This window comes from Pseudomonas sp. MAFF 730105 (genome assembly GCF_055380705.1).
This window is the reverse complement of record NZ_AP018438.1, coordinates 6391284-6410508: the sequence shown is the minus strand read 5'-3', so window position 1 is coordinate 6410508 and position 19225 is coordinate 6391284. Positions and strand designations below refer to the sequence as shown.

21 protein-coding genes are annotated in these 19225 nt (G+C 61.4%); 13 read left to right on the top strand and 8 right to left on the bottom strand.

Translation table 11 applies throughout. The features are described from left to right. Positions 1–115 precede the first annotated feature (115 nt). Both dut and coaBC read right to left on the bottom strand, forming a co-directional pair. On the bottom strand, positions 116–571 hold the full coding sequence (gene dut, locus PCOSP_RS28355; protein WP_047702584.1) for a dUTP diphosphatase: 456 nt from the start codon (positions 569–571) through the stop codon (positions 116–118). 6 nt (positions 572–577) lie between these two features. Then, positions 578–1786 carry a bifunctional phosphopantothenoylcysteine decarboxylase/phosphopantothenate--cysteine ligase CoaBC gene (gene coaBC, locus PCOSP_RS28350; protein ID WP_464709952.1) on the bottom strand — a complete coding sequence of 403 codons (1209 nt, stop codon included), beginning with the start codon at positions 1784–1786 and terminating at the stop codon, positions 578–580. A 145-nt stretch (positions 1787–1931) separates the two neighbouring features. Here coaBC and radC point away from each other — a divergent pair, with 145 nt between their 5' ends. Beyond that, positions 1932–2606 carry a RadC family protein gene (gene radC, locus PCOSP_RS28345; RefSeq protein WP_139641155.1) on the top strand — a complete coding sequence of 225 codons (675 nt, stop codon included), beginning with the start codon at positions 1932–1934 and terminating at the stop codon, positions 2604–2606. A 128-nt stretch (positions 2607–2734) separates the two neighbouring features. On the opposite strand, the gene PCOSP_RS28340 is transcribed toward radC, so the two are convergent. Next, on the bottom strand, positions 2735–4321 hold the full coding sequence (locus PCOSP_RS28340) for an ABC transporter substrate-binding protein (RefSeq protein ID WP_139641153.1): 1587 nt from the start codon (positions 4319–4321) through the stop codon (positions 2735–2737). Positions 4322–4384: 63 nt separating this feature from the next. On the opposite strand from PCOSP_RS28340, the gene PCOSP_RS28335 reads away from it, so the two are divergent. From PCOSP_RS28335 to rpmG, 3 genes are all read left to right on the top strand, one after another. Beyond that, positions 4385–4648 carry a hypothetical protein gene (locus PCOSP_RS28335; RefSeq protein ID WP_139641151.1) on the top strand — a complete coding sequence of 88 codons (264 nt, stop codon included), beginning with the start codon at positions 4385–4387 and terminating at the stop codon, positions 4646–4648. A 109-nt stretch (positions 4649–4757) separates the two neighbouring features. Then, on the top strand, positions 4758–4991 hold the full coding sequence (rpmB, locus tag PCOSP_RS28330; RefSeq protein WP_003177273.1) for a 50S ribosomal protein L28: 234 nt from the start codon (positions 4758–4760) through the stop codon (positions 4989–4991). 11 nt (positions 4992–5002) lie between these two features. Further along, entirely contained in the window at positions 5003–5158 is a 156-nt protein-coding gene (gene rpmG, locus PCOSP_RS28325) for a 50S ribosomal protein L33 (protein WP_003177274.1), read from the top strand. A 131-nt stretch (positions 5159–5289) separates the two neighbouring features. On the opposite strand, the gene PCOSP_RS28320 is transcribed toward rpmG, so the two are convergent. Further along, complete coding sequence (locus tag PCOSP_RS28320) at positions 5290–5652, bottom strand: cupin domain-containing protein (protein WP_139641149.1); 363 nt, start codon at positions 5650–5652, stop codon at positions 5290–5292. Between the two features lie 233 nt (positions 5653–5885). Between PCOSP_RS28320 and PCOSP_RS28315 the strand changes: the two genes are divergently transcribed. Next, the gene (locus PCOSP_RS28315; RefSeq protein ID WP_175362815.1) at positions 5886–7379 is read left to right on the top strand and encodes an aldehyde dehydrogenase; all 1494 of its coding nucleotides are present in this window, start codon (positions 5886–5888) and stop codon (positions 7377–7379) included. 156 nt (positions 7380–7535) lie between these two features. Then, a complete protein-coding gene (locus tag PCOSP_RS28310; RefSeq protein WP_139641145.1) occupies positions 7536–8678 on the top strand; it encodes an MFS transporter in 1143 nt (380 codons plus the stop codon). 186 nt (positions 8679–8864) lie between these two features. Here PCOSP_RS28310 and PCOSP_RS28305 read toward each other — a convergent pair whose 3' ends face one another. Then, complete coding sequence (locus PCOSP_RS28305) at positions 8865–10433, bottom strand: phospholipase D family protein (protein ID WP_464709951.1); 1569 nt, start codon at positions 10431–10433, stop codon at positions 8865–8867. Between the two features lie 61 nt (positions 10434–10494). Continuing rightward, complete coding sequence (locus PCOSP_RS28300; protein WP_464709950.1) at positions 10495–11928, bottom strand: aminotransferase-like domain-containing protein; 1434 nt, start codon at positions 11926–11928, stop codon at positions 10495–10497. A gap of 180 nt (positions 11929–12108) precedes the next feature. Between PCOSP_RS28300 and PCOSP_RS28295 the strand changes: the two genes are divergently transcribed. Further along, positions 12109–12354, top strand: coding sequence for a DUF1127 domain-containing protein (locus PCOSP_RS28295; protein ID WP_041024408.1), 246 nt, complete (start codon positions 12109–12111; stop codon positions 12352–12354). Positions 12355–12449: 95 nt separating this feature from the next. Here the strand turns inward: PCOSP_RS28295 and PCOSP_RS28290 are convergent, their stop codons facing one another. Beyond that, positions 12450–13763 (bottom strand): NAD(P)/FAD-dependent oxidoreductase, encoded by a 1314-nt coding sequence (locus PCOSP_RS28290; protein WP_464709949.1) that lies wholly within the window; start codon positions 13761–13763, stop codon positions 12450–12452. 145 nt (positions 13764–13908) lie between these two features. On the opposite strand from PCOSP_RS28290, the gene PCOSP_RS28285 reads away from it, so the two are divergent. Beyond that, positions 13909–14262 (top strand): YkgJ family cysteine cluster protein, encoded by a 354-nt coding sequence (locus PCOSP_RS28285; protein ID WP_139641138.1) that lies wholly within the window; start codon positions 13909–13911, stop codon positions 14260–14262. 133 nt (positions 14263–14395) lie between these two features. Here the strand turns inward: PCOSP_RS28285 and PCOSP_RS28280 are convergent, their stop codons facing one another. Continuing rightward, positions 14396–14884: an Lrp/AsnC ligand binding domain-containing protein gene (locus tag PCOSP_RS28280; protein ID WP_003206849.1), complete on the bottom strand. Its 489-nt coding sequence runs from the start codon at positions 14882–14884 to the stop codon at positions 14396–14398. 156 nt (positions 14885–15040) lie between these two features. On the opposite strand from PCOSP_RS28280, the gene dadA reads away from it, so the two are divergent. The 5 genes from dadA (at position 15041) to PCOSP_RS28255 (ending at position 19110) form a co-directional block, all read left to right on the top strand. Then, positions 15041–16345, top strand: coding sequence for a D-amino acid dehydrogenase (gene dadA / locus PCOSP_RS28275; protein WP_139641134.1), 1305 nt, complete (start codon positions 15041–15043; stop codon positions 16343–16345). After that, positions 16317–16670 carry a RidA family protein gene (locus PCOSP_RS28270; RefSeq protein ID WP_139641132.1) on the top strand — a complete coding sequence of 118 codons (354 nt, stop codon included), beginning with the start codon at positions 16317–16319 and terminating at the stop codon, positions 16668–16670. The genes dadA and PCOSP_RS28270 overlap by 29 nt, the downstream gene beginning before the upstream one ends. 93 nt (positions 16671–16763) lie before the next feature. Continuing rightward, positions 16764–17837 (top strand): alanine racemase, encoded by a 1074-nt coding sequence (alr, locus tag PCOSP_RS28265; RefSeq protein ID WP_139641131.1) that lies wholly within the window; start codon positions 16764–16766, stop codon positions 17835–17837. Between the two features lie 128 nt (positions 17838–17965). Then, positions 17966–18514, top strand: a complete 549-nt coding sequence (locus PCOSP_RS28260; protein ID WP_024780576.1) for a cupin domain-containing protein — start codon at positions 17966–17968, stop codon at positions 18512–18514. Between the two features lie 182 nt (positions 18515–18696). After that, the gene (locus PCOSP_RS28255) at positions 18697–19110 is read left to right on the top strand and encodes a c-type cytochrome (RefSeq protein WP_047702807.1); all 414 of its coding nucleotides are present in this window, start codon (positions 18697–18699) and stop codon (positions 19108–19110) included. Positions 19111–19225: the final 115 nt, after the last annotated feature.

Below are 19225 nucleotides of genomic sequence, written 5' to 3'. Positions count from 1 at the left end.
GCCTAATACCTTGATTCCGGGTGGGAAACCTAGCAGAAAGCCATTGCGCATTTTTTGCCCTGAAACAGAAGCTTAATAAACCGGCCGGGCGGCATGCCCGGCCCGATCCCGCCTGTCAGTGACTGCCGGAGTGCCCGAAACCGCCTGCGCCGCGCTGGCTCTCGTCGAACTCCTCGACCAGTTCGAAGTGGGCCTGGACCACCGGTACCAGCACCAGTTGGGCGATGCGTTCGCCCACCGCGATGTTGAATGCCGTTTGACCACGGTTCCAGCACGACACCATCAGTTCGCCCTGGTAGTCGGAGTCGATCAAGCCCACCAGGTTGCCCAGCACGATACCGTGCTTATGACCCAGGCCCGAACGCGGCAGGATCAGCGCGGCCAGGCCCGGATCGCCGATGTACACCGACAGGCCGGTGGGAATCAGCAGGGTCTGGCCCGGCTCCAGGACGGTGTCCTGCTTGAGCATGGCCCGCAGGTCGAGGCCGGCGGAGCCCGGCGTGGCGTACTGCGGCAGCGGAAATTCGTTGCCGATGCGAGGATCGAGGATCTTGGCTTGTAGAGCGTGCATGGAAAATTAAACCTGGTTCAGCCGTTCGGCGATGAAATTGATCAGTTGGCGGGCGATCTTGCCCTTGCTGGTCTGGGCGAAAAGGGTGGCGTGCAACTGGCGGTCGATCACGCTGCAGGCGTTTTCTTCGCTGTTGAAGCCGATGCTCGGGTTGGCGACGTCGTTGGCGACGATCAAGTCCAGATTCTTGTCCTTGAGCTTGCGCGCGGCGTAATCGAGCAGGTTTTCGGTTTCGGCGGCGAAGCCGACACTGAAGGGGCGGTCGGGACGGGTGGCGATGGTGGCCAGGATGTCCGGGTTGCGGACCATTTGTAATAGCAGGCCGTCGCCGCTCGTAGGGTCTTTCTTCAATTTTTGCGGGGCGATGACTTCAGGACGGTAGTCCGCTACCGCTGCCGAGGCGATGAACAGGTCGCAGGGGATGGCCGCTTCGCAGGCCGCGAGCATGTCCCGGGCGCTGACCACGTCGATGCGGGTCACCCGATCCGGCGTCGGCAGGTGCACGGGGCCGGTGATCAATGTCACCCGGGCGCCGGCTTCCACTGCGGCCTCGGCCAGGGCGAAGCCCATTTTTCCGGAGCTGTGGTTGGTGATGTAGCGCACCGGGTCGATGTTTTCCTGGGTCGGTCCGGCGGTGATCAGCACGTGCTTGCCGGTCAGGGCGTGGCGCTGGAAGCAGTCGGCGGCACATTGGGCCAGGTCGGTGGCTTCGAGCATGCGGCCCATGCCCACATCGCCGCAGGCCTGGCTGCCGGAGGCCGGACCAAAGACTTTCAGGTCGCGGCTTTCGAGCAGTTGCAGGTTGGCCTGGGTGGCCGGATCGCGCCACATGGCCTGGTTCATGGCCGGTGCGACAGCGACCACCGCGTCGGTGGCGAGCACCAGGGTGGTCAGCAGGTCATTGGCGATGCCTTGGGCCAGGCGAGCAATGAGATCGGCGGTGGCCGGGGCGATCAGTACCAGGTCGGCCCACTTGGCCAGTTCGATATGGCCCATGGCGGCTTCGGCCGCCGGGTCGAGCAGATCCAGGTGGACCGGGTGCCCGGACAGGGCCTGCATGGTCAGCGGGGTTATGAATTCACTGCCGCCACGGGTCATGACGACCCGCACTTCCGCGCCCTGGTCGATGAGTCGGCGAACCAGCTCGGCGCTCTTGTAGGCGGCAATGCCGCCGCCGACGCCCAGAACGATGCGTTTCCGATACAGCCGCTGCATAAGCCTGCCTTTGGATTTCAGTGGTCAATGCAGGGCGAACCTCTCGACAGCAGCCTGCCGGGGTGCAAATCGCCTGCAAAAAAGATGGGCTACGATATCACAGCGACCGCTATGGAACAGCGGTGCCCACCATCAGGGAGAGCCTATGAGTATTCGGGATTGGCCCGTGGCCGAGCGGCCGCGGGAGAGGTTGTTGGCTTCGGGGGCAGGGAGTCTTTCTGACGCCGAGCTATTGGCGATTTTCTTGCGAACCGGCGTGTCGGGGAAAAGCGCGGTGGATCTGGCGCGACAACTGTTGACTCAATTTGGCAGCCTGCGCGCGCTGCTGGAGGCCGACCAGATCACGTTCAGCAGCCATATGGGCCTGGGACCGGCGAAGTTCGCGCAGTTGCAGGCGGCGCAGGAGATGAGCCGGCGGCATCTGGCCGAACGGGCGCGGCAAAGAACGACGCTGGAAAGCCCGGGCATCGTCCGTGAGTACCTGAAATCGATGCTGCGCCACGAGCCCCATGAAGTGTTTGGCTGCCTGTTTCTCAATTCCAGGCATCAGGTGCTGGGCTTCGAGACGCTGTTTCGCGGCTCCATCGACAATGCCAGCGTTCATCCCCGGCAAGTGGTCAAGCGCGCCCTGGCCCACAACGCCGCCGCGCTGATCCTGTGCCACAACCATCCTTCCGGCAACACCGAGCCCAGTCAGGCCGATCGGTTACTCACTGAGCGACTTCAAGAGGCGTTGGAGCTGATTGACGTGCGAGTGCTCGATCACTTCATCGTTGGTGATGGGGAGCCGCTGTCGATGGCGGAGTATGGGTGGATGTGAGCGAAATCTGGTGCCCAGAGCAATCCTTTGTGGGAGCGAGCCTGCTCGCGATAGCGGTTCGTCAGTGACATTGTCTGTTCTGACACGCCGCAATCGCGAGCAGGCTCGCTCCCACAAGGTTCACCGCATTACTTGAGGCTGACCTTCGAGTAATCCTGGCGCCCAAACGGGCTGACCGCATAACCCTGCAGGTCCTTGCGAACCAGAGCGAACGCGGTCGGGTGCGCCAGCGGTAGCCACAGGGCCTGTTGCTGGATCTGTGCCTGGGCCTGCTCATAGAGCTTGGTACGCACGCCCTGTTCGCCGGTGGTCTTGCCGGCGCTGATCAGCTTGTCCAGGTCCTGGTTGCAATAACGGGCGAAGTTGGTGCCGGACTTGACCGCCGCGCAGGAAAACTGCGGCGTCAGGAAGTTGTCCGGGTCGCCGTTGTCGCCGGCCCAGCCCATGAACAGCAGGTCATGCTCGCCGGCCTTGGCGCGACGGATCAGCTCCCCCCATTCGATCACCCGGATTTCGGCCTGGATGCCGATTTCCGCCAGGTCGGATTGCAGCAGTTGTGCGCCGAGGCTGGGGTTGGGGTTCAGCAGGCTGCCGGAAGGGCGGGTCCAGATCGTGGTCTGGAAACCCTCTTTCAAGCCGGCTTTGGCCAGCAGGTCGCGGGCCTTGGCCGGGTCATGGGCATAGCCGGGCAGGTTCTTGGCGTAGCTCCAGGTGTTTGGCGGGTAGGGGCCGTTGGCCGCTTCGGCGGTGCCTTCGAAGACGGTCTTGAGGTAGCTGGCCTTGTCGAAGGCGAGGTTGATGGCCTGGCGCACCTCGGGTTTGTCCAGGGGCGGATGCTGGCTGTTGATTGCCACGAAGGCGGTCATGAAGGCGTCGGTCTGTTCCACCTTCAGGGTCGCTTCCTGCCGGGCGGCCTGCACGTCCAAAGGCTTGGGCGACAGGGCGATCTGGCATTCGTTGCGCCGCAGTTTTTGCAGGCGCACGTTTGCATCCGGTGTGATGGCGAAGATCAGCGGGTCTACCTGGGGCTTGCCGCCGAAGTAATCATTGTTGGCCTTGTAGCGAATCGAGGCGTCCTTCTGGAACCGGTTGAAGATGAACGGGCCGGTGCCGATGGGCTGGTTGTTGAGTTTTTCCGGGGTGCCGGCCTTCATCAATTGATCGGCGTATTCAGCCGAATAGATCGAGGCGAATCCCATGCTCAAGGTGGCCAGGAAGGTGGAGTCCGCGTGATCGAGGGTGAAACGCACGGTCAGCGGGTCCAGTGCATCGATTTTCTTGATCAGCGCCGGCAGTTGCATGGATTGGGCATGCGGGAAGCCGCTCTGGGCGACTTTATGCCAGGGATTGGCAGGGTCCAGCATACGTTCGAAGCTGAACTTCACGTCTTCGGCGCTCAGGTCGCGATGGGGCGTGAAATATTCGGTCTGATGGAACCTGACCTTTGGGCGCAGGTTGAACACGTAGGTCAGCCCATCGGTCGAGACGTCCCAGCGCTCGGCCAGGCTGGGGACCACCTTGCCGCTGGCGGTGTCGAACTCCACCAGTCGGTTCATCAGGACGTCGGCGGAGGCGTTGGTGGTCGTCAGCGAATTGTATTGAACGACATCGAACCCCTCCGGGCTGGCCTCGGTGCAGACGCTCAGGGCGGCGGCTTGGGCCAATGGGCTGATCAGCAAGGGGGCGAGCAACAGTGAGAGGGCAGCGAGGCGCATGATCGGTTTCCTTGTCAGGTCGAAGGCCCATCTGCGAGTGCAGTCTGGAAAAGGCCTACCCTAGTGGGCTCGCTGCCAAATGACTATCCCCTTTTTGCTTTTTCCGGCACCCTGCGCTCGCGCATCGATGCACTGGAAGCGGTCGGCGTTGAAAAAAACTGGATGCAGCGACGAGCGGTCGCAGCCATCGCCAGCCTTTGCCGCAGCCGTTCGGCACGGCTGCCCGAGGATTCCCAGCAAAGACAAATCACACAGGCTGTTGTTGCACCGAGGTCTTTCTGGTATAAAGCAGCGCTCTTTTCTAGGGGCCCGGTTCCTTCACTGTAGGTGTAGCCGGTAAGACCCTTAAAGAAACGCGGCGCCTGGCGCCAAATGACTGAGAGATTAAGCGGCCAACCCATGCCGGGTTGGGCATGTGGTTTTAGAGGGCTGAGGCATGTCTAGAGTCTGTCAAGTTACCGGTAAGGGTCCGGTGACTGGGAATAACATTTCCCACGCAAACAACAAAACCCGTCGTCGTTTCCTGCCGAACCTGCAGCATCACCGCTTCTGGGTTGAAGAAGAGAAACGTTTTGTGCGTCTGCGCGTATCTGCCAAGGGCATGCGTATCATCGACAAGCGTGGCATCAGTGTCGTGCTGGCCGAACTTCGTCGCGATGGCAAGGTTTAAGGGAGCTAATCATGCGTGAATTGATTCGTTTGATCTCGAGCGCCGGTACTGGTCACTTCTACACTACCGACAAGAACAAGCGTACTACCCCGGACAAAATCGAGATCAAGAAATATGATCCGGTTGTTCGCAAGCACGTGATCTACAAGGAAGGCAAAATCAAGTAATTGATTTTCCTTCTTACGAAAAAGGCCCGTATCGCGAGATACGGGCCTTTTTTGTGGCTGGCTTCCAGCCCTGATTCAATCCCTGTGGGAGCGAGCCTGCTCGCGATGGGGCCAGCCCGGCCAATGAAAACTCAAGCCTTCTGCTCAAACACCACATAGATCTTGCGGCACGGCTCCAGCACTTCCCAAGTACCCTTGAAGCCCGCTGGAATCACAAAGCGGTCGCCTGCGCGCAATGTCTTGGCATTGCCGTCGCTGTCCCGCAGCACGGAGACACCCTGGACGATCTCGCAGTATTCATGTTCGGTGTAATTGACTGTCCACTGGCCGACCGCGCCTTCCCAGACGCCGGCATTCATTTGTCCGCAGGGGCTGTTGTAGTGGTTGTACACGGCTTGTTCGGGATCGCCCTTGAGAACCTTGGCCGGGTCCGGGCGATAGCGATCGGCGACGGTGCTGGCCTGACTGAAGTCGACGATGTCCTGGATGCTCATTTCCGTAATCCCCCGGTGATTGCTTGGAAGGCTCGAGTCTATGTTTATTAAAACGAACATCGCAAGGCTGTTTGCTGGCCTTGTGTCAAATATATTGAAACTTGAGGGGCGGCTGGTTTAGGGTGGTGGGTGCCCTGTGCCGAAAATATGCGCGAAAACCGGCTGGCCGGGCAGAATTCCTGAGCGGGCGCACCTCTGCGACGCTCATACCCCAATAAGAGGAGGACACTCGCATGACCACCCTGACTCGTGCCGACTGGGAACAACGCGCTCGCGATCTGACCATCGAGGGCCGCGCCTTCATCAACGGCGAATACACCGATGCGGTGTCCGGCGAAACCTTCGATTGCCTCAGCCCGGTCGATGGCCGCCTGTTGGGCAAGGTCGCCAGCTGCGATGCTGCCGACGCCCAGCGTGCCGTCGAAAACGCTCGCGCGGTCTTCAATTCCGGCGCCTGGTCGCGCCTGGCGCCGAGCAAGCGCAAAGCCACCATGATTCGTTTCGCCGGCCTGCTCAAGCAGCACGTCGAGGAGCTGGCCCTGCTCGAAACCCTGGACATGGGCAAGCCGATCAGCGATTCCCTGAACATCGATGTGCCCGGTGCGGCCCAAGCGTTGAGCTGGAGCGGCGAAGCGATCGACAAGCTCTACGACGAAGTGGCTTCGACCCCGCACGACCAACTGGGCTTGGTCACCCGCGAGCCGGTCGGTGTGGTGGGCGCCATCGTGCCGTGGAACTTTCCGCTGTTGATGGCCTGCTGGAAGCTCGGTCCGGCACTGTCCACCGGTAACTCGGTGGTACTCAAGCCGTCGGAAAAATCCCCGCTGACCGCCATCCGCATCGCCGCACTGGCCGTCGAAGCCGGGATTCCGAAAGGCGTGCTCAACGTGTTGCCAGGCTACGGCCATACCGTCGGCAAGGCCCTGGCCCTGCACATGGATGTCGACACGCTGGTATTCACCGGTTCCACCAAGATCGCCAAGCAACTGATGATCTACTCCGGCGAATCCAATATGAAGCGCATCTGGCTGGAAGCCGGCGGCAAGAGCCCGAACATCGTGTTCGCCGACGCCCCGGACCTGCAAGCTGCCGCCGAAGCCGCGGCCAGCGCCATTGCGTTCAACCAGGGCGAAGTCTGCACCGCCGGCTCGCGACTGCTGGTGGAGCGCTCCATCAAGGACACCTTCCTGCCGCTGGTGATCGAAGCCCTCAAGGGCTGGAAGCCCGGCAACCCGCTGGATCCGGCGACGAATGTCGGTGCCCTGGTGGACACCCAGCAGATGAATACCGTGCTGTCCTACATCGAAGCCGGTCACAGCGACGGCGCCAAGCTGGTGGCCGGTGGCAAGCGGATCCTCGAGGAAACCGGTGGTACGTATGTCGAGCCGACGATTTTCGACGGTGTGAGCAATGCCATGAAAATTGCTCAGGAAGAGATTTTCGGTCCGGTCTTGTCGGTGATTGCCTTCGATACCGCCGAAGAAGCCATCCAGATTGCCAACGACACGCCATATGGCCTGGCGGCGGCGGTATGGACTCGGGACATCTCCAAGGCCCACCTGACCGCCAAGGCCTTGCGCGCCGGCAGCGTGTGGGTGAACCAGTACGACGGCGGCGACATGACCGCGCCGTTCGGTGGCTTCAAGCAGTCGGGTAACGGCCGCGACAAGTCGCTGCATGCCTTCGACAAATACACCGAGCTGAAGTCGACCTGGATCAAGCTGTAACAGCACAGCGCTGATCCCTGTGGGAGCGAGCCTGCTCGCGATAACGGTATGACAGTCGACAGCTTTGTTGAATGTTGCGCCGCTTCGCGAGCAGGCTCGCTCCCACATTGTTTTGAGGGATACCCATAATCGATGACGACCCACAGGAGCGTGGAAATGCGTTGGGCGACTTATTTCGCCGTGTTGGCCTCTGTCCTGAGCGTCGGCCTTGCCCTGGGGGTCAGCATGCCGCTGGTGTCGCTGCGCCTGGAGGGCTGGGGGTATGGTTCGTTCGCCATTGGTGTGATGGCGGCCATGCCGGCCGTTGGGGTGTTGCTTGGGGCCAAGGTGTCCAGCCGTCTGGCGGCGCGGTTTGGGACCGCGACCTTGATGCGCTTGTGCCTGTGGGGCGGGGCGGTGTCCATCGGGTTGCTGGCGCTGTTGCCCAGTTACCCGGTCTGGCTGGTGCTGCGGCTGGTGATCGGGGTGGTCCTGACCCTGGTGTTCATCCTCGGTGAGAGCTGGATCAATCAACTGGTCGTCGAACAATGGCGCGGCCGGCTGGTGGCGCTGTACGGCGCCAGTTATGCCCTCAGCCAGTTGTCCGGCCCGCTGTTGCTCGGTGCGCTGGGTACGGTTCACGACTACGGATTCTGGGTGGGCGTCGGCCTGCTACTGGTGGCGCCCCTGCTGTTGCTCGGTCGCAGCGGCGCGCCTACCAGTGAAGCCGGCAGCGTTACCTTGGGCGATTTGTGGGCATTTTGCCGAGGGCTGCCAGCGATCGCCTGGGCGGTGTCGTTGTTCGCGGCCTTCGAGGCGATGATCCTGACGTTGCTGCCGGTGTATTGCCTGCGCCAGGGGTTCAGTGCCGACGTCGCGCTGGCGATGGTCAGCACCGTGGTGGTCGGTGATGCGTTGCTGCAACTGCCCATTGGCGCCTTGGCCGACCATTTGTCTCGGCGAACCTTGCTCACGGGCTGCGCGGTGGCGCTGACCTTATCCAGCCTGGCGGTTCCGTTGCTGATCGATACCGTACTGATCTGGCCTTTGTGGGTGCTGTTCGGAGCCAGCGCGGGTGGCTTGTTCACCTTGTCGTTGATCCTGATCGGCGAGCGTTACCGCGACGATGCGCTGGTGCGGGCCAACGCCCATATTGCCCAGTTATGGGGAATCGGTTGCCTGATCGGCCCCTTGGTGGCGGGTGCGGGCAGCCAATGGATCAGCGGGCACGCGCTGCCGTTGTTCATGGCGGCGGGTGCGTTTGGGCTGGTGATTCTGTTGCTGCGCCAGGGTGCGTTCGGGGCTACGCAGCCTGCCTGAAAAACCTGTGGCGAGGGAGCTTCTTGTGGTGAGGGGATTTAGCGAGACGTCGCACCGCCCCGCTGGGCTGCGTAGCAGCCCTGAAGCCAGGCGCCACGGTACATCAAGTTGATTACATTCAATCTGCTTGGGGCTGCTACGCAGCCCAGCGGGGATAAACCCCCTCGCCACAAGAGCGGGGCAGCCCTACAACATTTTTTCCAACCCGATGGTCGTCGCAAACCAGGCATTGAACCGGCGCCACCAGCTGCCGGGCTCGCGGTCCAGGTCGTGGAGTTTGCCGTTGTCTTCGGTGGTCCAGATAAGCGCTCCATCCTCCAGTCGCGCGTGATAGCTCAGGGCCGGTGCCATGCCCTGCAAGGCGAGGTCGCGGACCTGGCCAGCGAGTTCGGGACTGTCCACCAAGACGCCGACCTCGGTGTTCCACAGCACTGAGCGCGGGTCGAAATTGAATGAGCCGATGAACGACTTCTGCCGGTCAAAAATGATCGCCTTGCTGTGCAGGCTCGAGTCCGATTCGCCGTAGGACTTGCTATAGAACAGGTGCGGGCTGCTGCCTCCCGTGTCCCCGGGCTGGCGCCGCAACTCGAACAGCCGTACACCATGCTCCAGCAGGGCCCTGCGGTAGGGCGCATAACCGCCGTGCACCGCTGGCACATCGGTGGCCTCCAGGGAGTTGGTCAACAAGCTGACCGACACGCCGGCATCGGCGCGGCTGGTGAGGTACACCAATCCGGGCTGTCCCGGCACGAAGTAAGCCGAAATCATGATCAGCTCCTTGCTGACCCCCGTCAGCTCAGGGCCCAGTTGCGTGGTCAGCAACAGGTGCGGATCCGGCTCGTCCTTGGCCAGCACCTTGCTGGGCGCATCCCACAGCGCCTGGTTCCAGGCCCAGATCAATTCGTTGCGCCAGATATCCAGGCGCGGTTGGGTCCGGTAGGTGGTCAACTGCTGGTACAGCGCGTGGTTTTCCTTTTGCGTTTGTTCCAGGGACTCTTGCAGGCGCAGGCGGCTGTTGGCCAAGTCCTTGGCGGTGGGCTGATGGGACAGGAATTGTTCAATGGGCTTGCTCAGGGCGCTGTTCCAGTACTGGTCGAAACTGTGTCCCAGTTGCTCGGCCACCGGGCCGACGCCGAGCAGGTCGATATCGGTGAAGTTCAGGTGAGGTTCGGCATCGAAGTATTCGTCTCCCAGGTTGCGCCCACCGACGATGGCCATGCTGTTGTCCGCCAGCCATAGCTTGTTGTGCATCCGCCGGTGTTGCAGCGACAGGTTGAACAGCCGGCCGAGACTGCGGGTCACGCCGGTGGCGCGCCCCAGGTGCAATGGGTTGAACAGGCGGATCTGGATCTGCGGGTGAGCGCCGAGGGTCGAAATGATCTGGTCCTGGCCATCGCTGGTGGTGTCGTCCAGCAGGATCCGCACGCGCACGCCCCGGTCGGCGGCCTTGAGCAATTCATCCACCAGCATCCGGGTGCTGATGCCGTCGTGAACGATGTAGTACTGCAAGTCCAGGCTGCGTTGGGCATTGCGAATCAGCTCGGCCCGGGCGGTAAAGGCATCGGTGCTGTCGGAGAGCAGGCGAAACCCCGAGCGCCCTTCATGTGGCAGGGCCTGGGCCTGGACCGAGCGTCCGAATGACGATTCGGAAGCCGGCAATGTCTGGGAAGGCTCGCGGGTGATATCAACGCTGGCACAGCCTCCCAACAGTGAGGCGACAAGCAGTAGCGTAGGCAGGACCGGTTTGGATCTCACGTAGGATCGTTCCGCTTGTTGGCGTTGATTGGCTGTCGGGTGCTGCTTCCCTGCTTAGCATTCAGACGCCGCCGTCCTGGGTTTCGTTCAACAGCGCAATGGCGGCGGCCCCTACCTTGCGCACCGCTTCCTCGATCTGTGCCGTTGGCTTGGCAGCGTAGTTCATCCGCAAGCAATTGCGATACTTGCCCGATGCCGAAAAAATGCTCCCGACCGCGACCTGTACACCTTGGTCGTGCAAGACCCGGTTGAGCTTCAGCGTATCGAAACCTTCGGGTAATTCGACCCACAGCATGAAGCTGCCCCGGGGGCGACTGGCGCGGGTGCCTGCTGGAAAGTAGCGGCTGACCCAGTCAATCATCATGTCGCGATTACGCTGGTACTGTGTGCGCATCCGCCGCAAATGGGGTTCGAAATGCCCGTTCTTGAGGAACTCGGCGATGGCGATCTGCGGCTGCGGCGCGGTGGAGCCGGTGCTGATGTACTTCATGTGCAGCGCCCGCTCCAAGTACCGGCCCGGCGCAACCCAGCCCACTCGTAGGCCCGGCGCCAGGGTCTTGGAAAACGAACTGCACAGCAGGACGCGGCCATCTTCATCGAAGGATTTGATTGTGCGGGGTCGTGGGTAGTTGTAGGCCAGATCCCCATACACATCGTCTTCGATAATTGCCACATCGAAGCGCTGTGCCAGGGTCAACAGCGCACGTTTGTTCGCTTCCGGCATGATGTAGCCCAGGGGGTTGTTGCAGCTGGGCGTCAACTGTATGGCCTTGATCGGCCATTGTTCCAACGCCAGTTCCAATGCCTCCAGGCTGATGCCGGTGAGTGGGTCGGTAGGGATTTCCATGGCCTTCATGCCCAGACCCTTGAGGGTTTGCATGGCGCCATGGAAGCTGGGCGAGTCCACCGCGACGATGTCGCCTTGTTCACAGGTGGCGCGAATGCTGACCGACAGCGCTTCGTGGCAGCCGGTGGTGACAATCAGGTCATTGGCCCCCAACTGACAGCCCGAATCCAGCAGCAGGCGGGCAATCTGTTCGCGCAACGCAAGGTTGCCGTGGATATTGTCGTAGTACAGGCCAGGCATGTCCTGCCGACGGCTGATCTGCGCCAGGCTGCGCAGCAGCGGTTTCATGGTTGGAGAGTGGATGTCCGGCATGCCGCGTCCCAGTTGCACCACATCCTTGCGCGGCACGGCGCGTATCAGCTCCAGCACTTGGTCCCACTGTGAGATATCCACCGGCCGTTGGGCCGGACGGCCTATCGCCGGCAGGTCTGGCAATTCGCGACTGACCGGGACGAAATAGCCGGATTTGGGCTTCGGCATCGCCAACCCACTGTCTTCCAGCACGCGATAGGCCTGCTGCACCGTGCTCAGGCTGACCCCATGTTCCGTGCTCAGTGCCCGCACCGATGGCAGCCGGTCGCCGGGGCGGTAGAAACCCTGTTCGATGCGGGTGCCGAGCAATTCGGCGAGGTTCACGTAGAGGGTCATGGCGCGCTCTCGATAAGTTGGGAAGCAGGTAACCAATACAGTTGGCCGGTAAAAACAGCATTCAGTGGCAAAAAGGCTTTATCTGTATGCAAATAAAATACAGACGTTGAATCTGTATCGATTTTGGCCGTCCGCGCATCATGAAACCTCTGGCTACCCAAGTAAACAGGAGCAATGAAAATGAACGGCTTGAGCGATGTGCGGCTGACGTTACACAGTCAGGAACTGGAGGCTGGGCAGGAAAAGGAACTTCGAGGCGCAAGGTTTCGAAATGCTCCGACCTGCCTGGGCCGCTGGGGCCTGTTCTGGCATCGTCTGCATACACGTCGAGTCTTGCTGGAGCTGACACCCGAACAGTTGCGTGATATCGGGATGGATCCGCAGCAGGCGCGGGAGGAGGCCCTCAAGCCGTTCTGGCGGGGTTGATCCAACCAAAAGGTGGCGAGGGAGCTTGCTGTGGCGAGGGGATAAATCCCCTCGCCACAAAAACAGCATCAGGCTTACCTACAGTGTCATTCGGATCAGACCAGCTCTTTCAACCTGTGCCACAACATCCCCAACGCCAACAGCGGCGAGCGCAAGTGCTTGCCGCCGGGAAAGGTGATGTGCGGGACCCGGGCGAACAGATCAAACCCACCGCCTTGCTGCCCACTGATGGCTTCGGCCAACAGCTTGCCGGCCAGGTGCGTGGCGTTCACACCGTGGCCGGAATAGGCTTGAGCGAAATACACGTTGGGCCGGTCCTTGAGGCGGCCGATCTGCGGCAGGCGGTTGGCGCCGATGCCGATCATCCCGCCCCATTGATAGTCGATCTTCACGGGTGCCAACTGCGGGAAGACCTTGAGCATTTTCGGACGCATATAAGCGGCGATGTCCTGTGGATCGCGGCCCGAATAATGGCAAGCCCCGCCGAACAGCAAGCGGCGATCCGCCGAAAGCCGGTAATAATCCAGAGCCACCCGCTGGTCACAGACCGCCATGTTCTGTGGCAACAACGCCTGGGCCTGAGCCTGGCTCAAAGGCTCAGTGGCGATAATGTAGCTGCCAGCGGGCAGTACCTTGCCGCTCAATTCCTGGTTGAGGCCGTTGAGATAGGCATTGCAACCGAGCACCAGGGTCTTGGCGCGAACCGAGCCTTGTCGGGTATGCACCTTCACTTCAGGGCCGTAATCGATCCGGGTGACCGCCGACTGCTCGAACAGCCTGACCCCCAGTCGCTGCGCGGCGTCGGCTTCGCCCAGGGCCAGGTTCAGTGGATGCAGGTGGCCAGAGCCCATGTCGATCAAGCCGCCAACATAGCGGTCCGAGCCCACCACGCTGTGCATCTCATGGGCTTGCAGCAGCCGGGTCGGGTGACGATAGCCCAGGCTGCGCAGTTCCTCGGCGTCCTCGGCGAAGCCTTCCAGGTCGGCGGGTTTGTTGGCGAGGTCGCAATAACCCCAGGTGAGGTCGCAGGCGATCTGGAAACGCTCGACGCGCTGCCGGACGATTTCCACTGCCTCAAGGCCCATGAGCTTCATCTGGCGGACGCCTTCGGCGCCGATGACTGGGGCGAATTGATCCAGGCCATGGCCGACGCCGCGGATCAACTGGCCGCCGTTACGCCCACTGGCCCCCCAGCCGATCTGGTGTGCTTCCAGCAACACTACGCTCATGCCGCGTTCGGCCAGTTCGATGGCCGTGTTCAACCCCGAGAACCCGCCACCGACCACGCAGACATCCGCCACCAGCTCGCCCTGCAGCAACGGATGGTCCGGTTGCGGCAGGCTGCTGGCGGCGTAGTAGGAGGCGGCGTGCGCGTGGCTCGGGACAGGTTGCTGAACACGGGCGTTCATGTGCGTAATCCTGATTATTGTGTTTGAGAAATTTTACGGAGCATAAGCCGCGGATTCCTCCGTGGGCAACAGTGGTCGGCTGGCGCTGTCTGGTACAGGGCTTTTAGGGCAGAATCCGGAGCAATCCCCACCAGGTGACGCCTCGATGAGCTGCAACAGTCAGAAAATCCGCACGCTGCGCCAGCAGATTCCCTCGTTCGAGTGCGTACCGGGTTGCCACGACTGCTGCGGGCCGGTGACCACGTCACCCGAGGAGATGGCCCGCCTGCCGCGCAAAACCCGCGCCGAGCAGGACGCTGCCCTGGAGGCTCTCGACTGCGTGCACCTGGGGCCGAACGGCTGCACCGTGTATGACGAGCGGCCGCTGATCTGTCGGTTGTTCGGCACCACGGCGACGCTGCCGTGCCCCAATGGGCGGCGACCGGTGGAGTTGATCCATCCCCGGGTCGAGCAGCAGATTCATGAGTACATGGCTGCCAATCGGCAGGTGTTGGTCTAGCGAGATCGTTCCCACGCTCTGCGTGGGAATGCCTCATCGGACGCTCCGCGTTTGGCTTTTTCGGGACGCGGAGCGTCCCTGGCTGCATTCCCACGCGGAGCGTGGGAACGATCTACGCTCCGCGCGGGAGCGATCAATCCGGAATCGGCAGGTTCAGGCTCTCTTTCACCTCTTCCATCACGATATAGCTCTTGGACTCCCGCACATGGGGCAGTTTGAGCAGAATGTCGCCCAACAGCTTGCGGTATGAGGCCATCTCGGAAATCCGTGCTTTGACCAGGTAGTCGAAGTCCCCCGACACCAGGTGGCATTCCAGCACGTGAGGCAATTTCAGCACGGCACGTCGGAATTCTTCGAAGGTGTCGCCGGATTTGTAATCGAGACTGATCTCGACAAACACCAGCAGGCTACCCTTCAGATGCTGCGGGTTGAGCCGGGCGTTGTAGCCCATGATGATCCCTTCGCGCTCCAGGCGCCGTACCCGCTCGGTGCAGGGCGTTGTCGAGAGACCGACCTTTTCCCCCAGTTCGGTGAAGGAGATCCGCCCGTCCGCCTGAAGGATACGCAGGATGTTGCGGTCGATCTTGTCCAGCTCGCGCTTGGTCTGGGTATTGGTACGCACAGGGGATGCGCCTCCGTGAAAAGGGTTTTTGCCGAGAATTCTCGCCAAATATAGGCAGTTATATAGTGAAAAGCACTGCCTATTCTTTTTTACACTGCGCTCATTACGGTTCTGTACAACAAACGTCAGCGGTTCACCCGCGATGAGGGCAACAACATGCGCGTTCTGGTCTTGGGTAGCGGCGTCATCGGTACCGTCAGTGCTTACTATCTGGCCCGTGCCGGGTTCGAAGTGGTGGTGGTCGACCGTCAGCCGGCGCCCGCCATGGAAACCAGTTTCGCCAACGCCGGCCAGGTGTCGCCAGGCTATGCCTCGCCGTGGGCCGCGCCGGGCGTGCCGCTCAAGGCCATCAAATGGCTCTTGCAGCGCCACGCGCCGCTGGCCATCAAGGCCACCGCCGACATCGACCAGTACCTGTGGATGGCGCAGATGCTGCGCAACTGCACCGCCAGCCGCTACGCCATCAACAAGGAACGCATGGTGCGCCTGTCCGAGTACAGCCGCGACTGCCTCGACGAACTGCGCGCCGAAACCGGTATTGCCTACGAAGGCCGTAGCCTGGGAACCACACAATTGTTCCGCACCCAGGCACAGCTCGACGGCGCGGCCAAGGACATCGCCGTATTGAAAGAATCGGGTGTGCCGTTCGAAGTCCTCGACCGCGAAGGCATCGCACGGGTCGAGCCGGCGTTGGCGAATGTCACCGACATTCTGGCCGGTGCCTTGCGTCTGCCCAACGATCAGACCGGCGACTGTCAGATGTTTACCACGCGCTTGGCGGAAATGGCTGTGAAGTTGGGTGTGGAGTTCCGTTTCGGCCAGGATATCCAGCGGCTGGACCAGGCCGGTGACCGTATCAACGGCGTCTGGATCGACGGCAAGCTGGAAACCGCCGACCGCTACGTCCTGGCCCTGGGCAGTTATTCCCCGCAATTGCTCAAGCCTCTGGGTATCCGTGCCCCGGTGTATCCGCTCAAGGGCTATTCCCTGACCGTGCCGATCACCAACCCGGCGATGGCGCCGACCTCGACCATTCTCGATGAAACCTACAAGGTCGCGATCACCCGTTTCGATAACCGTATTCGCGTGGGTGGCATGGCGGAAATCGCCGGTTTTGACCTGTCGCTCAATCCCCGTCGCCGTGAAACCCTGGAGATGATCGTCAACGACCTTTATCCTCTGGGCGGCGACCTGGCCCAGGCCAGTTTCTGGACCGGCTTGCGCCCGACCACGCCGGATGGCACGCCGATCGTCGGCGCCACCCCGTTCAAGAATCTGTTCCTGAACACTGGCCATGGCACCCTCGGCTGGACCATGGCCTGTGGTTCCGGTCGCCTGCTGGCGGACCTGATGGCGAAGAAAAAGCCGCAGATCAGCGCCGAAGGTCTCGATATTTCCCGTTATGGCAGCAAACATCAGGAGTCTGCAAAACATGTCAATCCAGCGCCAGCTCACCAATGACCGCATGAGCCAGGTGGTCGTGCACAACGGCACCGTTTACCTGGCCGGGCAAGTCGGCGACGACATGGGCGCCGGTATCGAGCAGCAGACCCGCGAAACCCTGGCCAATATCGAGCGTTTGCTGGACCTGGCCGGGACTGACAAGAGCCGCTTGCTGTCGGTCACGATCTACCTGAAAGACATCGAGGCCGACTTTGCAGGCATGAACTCGGTCTGGGACAAGTGGCTGCCCAAGGGGGTGGCTCCGGCCCGCGCCACGGTAGAGGCCAAGCTCTGCGAGCCGGAAATCCTGGTGGAGCTGTCAGTCGTGGCCGCGCTGCCTTAAAGCTGTCGAAACGATCCCTCTCCCGGCGCTGTGGGTGGTTCACGCCATCAGCCCGCGCCGGTTTTTTTCATGTTTGCCTAGAAGCGTGCCGTCATGCGTCCTGCCCGTGCCCTTATCGATCTTCAAGCCCTGCGCCACAACTACCAATTGGCTCGTGACGTCACGGGGGCCAAGGCCCTTGCAGTGATCAAGGCCGATGCCTACGGGCATGGCGCGGTACGTTGCGCCCAAGCCTTGCAGGACACTGCGGATGGATTTGCCGTGGCATGCATCGAGGAAGCCCTGGAGCTGCGGGCCGGCGGTATTCGTGCGCCGGTGTTGCTGCTGGAAGGGTTTTTCGAAGCCGATGAGCTGTCGTTGATCGTCGAGCACGATTTCTGGTGCGTCGTGCATTCGTTGTGGCAGCTCGAAGCGATTGAAAAAGCGGCGCTGGGCAAGCCGATCACGGTCTGGCTCAAGCTGGACTCTGGGATGCACCGGGTCGGCCTGCATCCGCAAGACTACCAGGCCGCCTATCGTCGGCTGCTGGCCAGCGGCAAAGTGGCGAAAATCGTGTTGATGAGCCACTTTGCCCGTGCCGACGAGCTGCATGATCCCAGCAGCACCCGGCAACTGGAAGTGTTTGAAGCGACCTGCCAGGGATTGACGGCCGAGACCAGCCTGCGCAACTCCCCGGCGGTCTTGGGCTGGCCACAGATGCCGAGTGACTGGGTTCGTCCGGGCATCATGCTGTATGGCGCGACGCCTTTCGATGAAGCCAACGCCACCGCTTCGCGCCTGCAGCCGGTGATGACCCTGGAGTCGAAGATCATCTGCGTGCGCGAGCTGCCGGCCGGCGAACCGGTGGGGTATGGCGCCCGTTACGTGACCACCCAGACGACCCGGGTCGGGGTGGTCGCCATGGGCTATGCCGACGGCTACCCGCGCCAGGCTCCGAGCGGTACTCCGGTGCTGGTGGACGGCCAGCGCAGCCAATTGCTCGGACGCGTGTCGATGGACATGCTGTGTGTCGACCTGACGAATGTCCCCCATGCCGGGCTCGGTTCGACCGTCGAGTTGTGGGGCAAGCATGTGCTCGCCAGCGATGTGGCGAAGGCTGCCGGCACCATTCCCTATCAGATTTTCTGCAACCTGCGGCGGGTGCCGCGGCTCTATTCCGGGGGCTGACGCAACGCGGGATCGACCGAAGGTCGCTTCACCGCGCAGGATTCGGGTCAAAGTGTTGTAAATACTGAACGCTGTCGCCATGATAACGCTCACTTTCCACACAACCTGATCCCCTGGAGGTTCCAGCATTGGACGTCGGTGAACGACTGCAAGCCATTCGTAAACTCAAAGGCCTTTCCCAGCGTGAACTCGCCAAACGTGCGGGCGTCACCAACAGCACCATTTCGATGATCGAGAAAAACAGCGTGAGCCCCTCGATCAGCTCGCTGCGCAAGGTCCTTGGCGGCATCCCCATGTCCATGGTCGAGTTTTTCTCCGAAGAAATCCTCCAGGAGAAGCCGACCCAGATCGTCTACAAAGCCAACGAACTGATCGATATCTCCGACGGCGCCGTGACCATGAAGCTGGTGGGCAGGGCACACCCGAGTCGGGCGATTGCCTTTTTGAACGAAATCTATCCGCCTGGCGCCGATACCGGTGACGAGATGCTCACCCATGAAGGCGAGGAAACCGGGATTCTGGTGGAAGGGCGTCTGGAGCTGGTCGTCGGCGCCGAAACGTTCGTGCTCGAAGCCGGGGACAGCTACTATTTCGAAAGCACCAAGCCACACCGTTTCCGTAATCCGTTCGATGTGCCGGCGCGACTGATCAGCGCAGCCACACCGGCCAATTTCTAAGGAAGAGGCGCCAAGCCCGCACGGGCAGCGGCGGCCAGGGGGGGAAGCTGTCACAACGAACAAGACCCTTGTGACTTTAGGGTTGTTTCAGTGTGACAGGCTTACCGCTATACTTGCGCCCGCCTGCAACCGTGGCCGCAGGCGTGACTAGCCACCATGAGGGTGTACGCGTGAACCTAATTATGAAAATGCTGGCTGCACCAGCAACCGTATTGGCCCTTTGGGCAGTCAGTGCCCAAGCGGCGACCAACGACGAAATTGCCAAGCGCCTCGAGCCGGTCGGCCAGGTTTGCGTTGCGGGGAAGGAATGCAAGGGCATGGAAGTTGCCGTTGCGGCGGGTGGTGGGGCTAAGAAAACGCCCGATGACGTGATTGCAAAACACTGTAACGCTTGCCATGGCACCGGCCTGCTGGGCGCTCCAAAAATAGGTGATACAGCCGCCTGGAAAGAGCGCGCTGACCATCAAGGTGGTTTGGATGGCATTCTTGCGAAAGCCATTACTGGTATCAATTCCATGCCACCTAAAGGCACCTGCGCCGATTGCTCGGATGAAGAGCTCAAAGGCGCCATCCAGAAGATGTCCGGCCTGAAATAAAGCCAGCATCCTTCAAAAAAGCCGCTTACGAGCGGCTTTTTTGCGCCTCGGAAACGAACACTCGGGGCTGTTCATCGCAACCAAGACCCGGCAAGCTCGGTCCAATCCACATTCA

Coding starts and splice junctions, on each gene's coding strand:
- dut (WP_047702584.1), bottom strand. CDS start 571: ATGCACGCTCTACAAGCCAAGATCCTCGATCCTCGCATCGGCAACGAA.
- coaBC (WP_464709952.1), bottom strand. CDS start 1,786: ATGCAGCGGCTGTATCGGAAACGCATCGTTCTGGGCGTCGGCGGCGGC.
- radC (WP_139641155.1), top strand. CDS start 1,932: ATGAGTATTCGGGATTGGCCCGTGGCCGAGCGGCCGCGGGAGAGGTTG.
- PCOSP_RS28340 (WP_139641153.1), bottom strand. CDS start 4,321: ATGCGCCTCGCTGCCCTCTCACTGTTGCTCGCCCCCTTGCTGATCAGC.
- rpmB (WP_003177273.1), top strand. CDS start 4,758: ATGTCTAGAGTCTGTCAAGTTACCGGTAAGGGTCCGGTGACTGGGAAT.
- rpmG (WP_003177274.1), top strand. CDS start 5,003: ATGCGTGAATTGATTCGTTTGATCTCGAGCGCCGGTACTGGTCACTTC.
- PCOSP_RS28320 (WP_139641149.1), bottom strand. CDS start 5,652: ATGAGCATCCAGGACATCGTCGACTTCAGTCAGGCCAGCACCGTCGCC.
- PCOSP_RS28315 (WP_175362815.1), top strand. CDS start 5,886: ATGACCACCCTGACTCGTGCCGACTGGGAACAACGCGCTCGCGATCTG.
- PCOSP_RS28310 (WP_139641145.1), top strand. CDS start 7,536: ATGCGTTGGGCGACTTATTTCGCCGTGTTGGCCTCTGTCCTGAGCGTC.
- PCOSP_RS28300 (WP_464709950.1), bottom strand. CDS start 11,928: ATGACCCTCTACGTGAACCTCGCCGAATTGCTCGGCACCCGCATCGAA.
- PCOSP_RS28295 (WP_041024408.1), top strand. CDS start 12,109: ATGAACGGCTTGAGCGATGTGCGGCTGACGTTACACAGTCAGGAACTG.
- PCOSP_RS28290 (WP_464709949.1), bottom strand. CDS start 13,763: ATGAACGCCCGTGTTCAGCAACCTGTCCCGAGCCACGCGCACGCCGCC.
- PCOSP_RS28285 (WP_139641138.1), top strand. CDS start 13,909: ATGAGCTGCAACAGTCAGAAAATCCGCACGCTGCGCCAGCAGATTCCC.
- dadA (WP_139641134.1), top strand. CDS start 15,041: ATGCGCGTTCTGGTCTTGGGTAGCGGCGTCATCGGTACCGTCAGTGCT.
- PCOSP_RS28270 (WP_139641132.1), top strand. CDS start 16,317: ATGTCAATCCAGCGCCAGCTCACCAATGACCGCATGAGCCAGGTGGTC.
- alr (WP_139641131.1), top strand. CDS start 16,764: ATGCGTCCTGCCCGTGCCCTTATCGATCTTCAAGCCCTGCGCCACAAC.
- PCOSP_RS28255 (WP_047702807.1), top strand. CDS start 18,697: ATGAAAATGCTGGCTGCACCAGCAACCGTATTGGCCCTTTGGGCAGTC.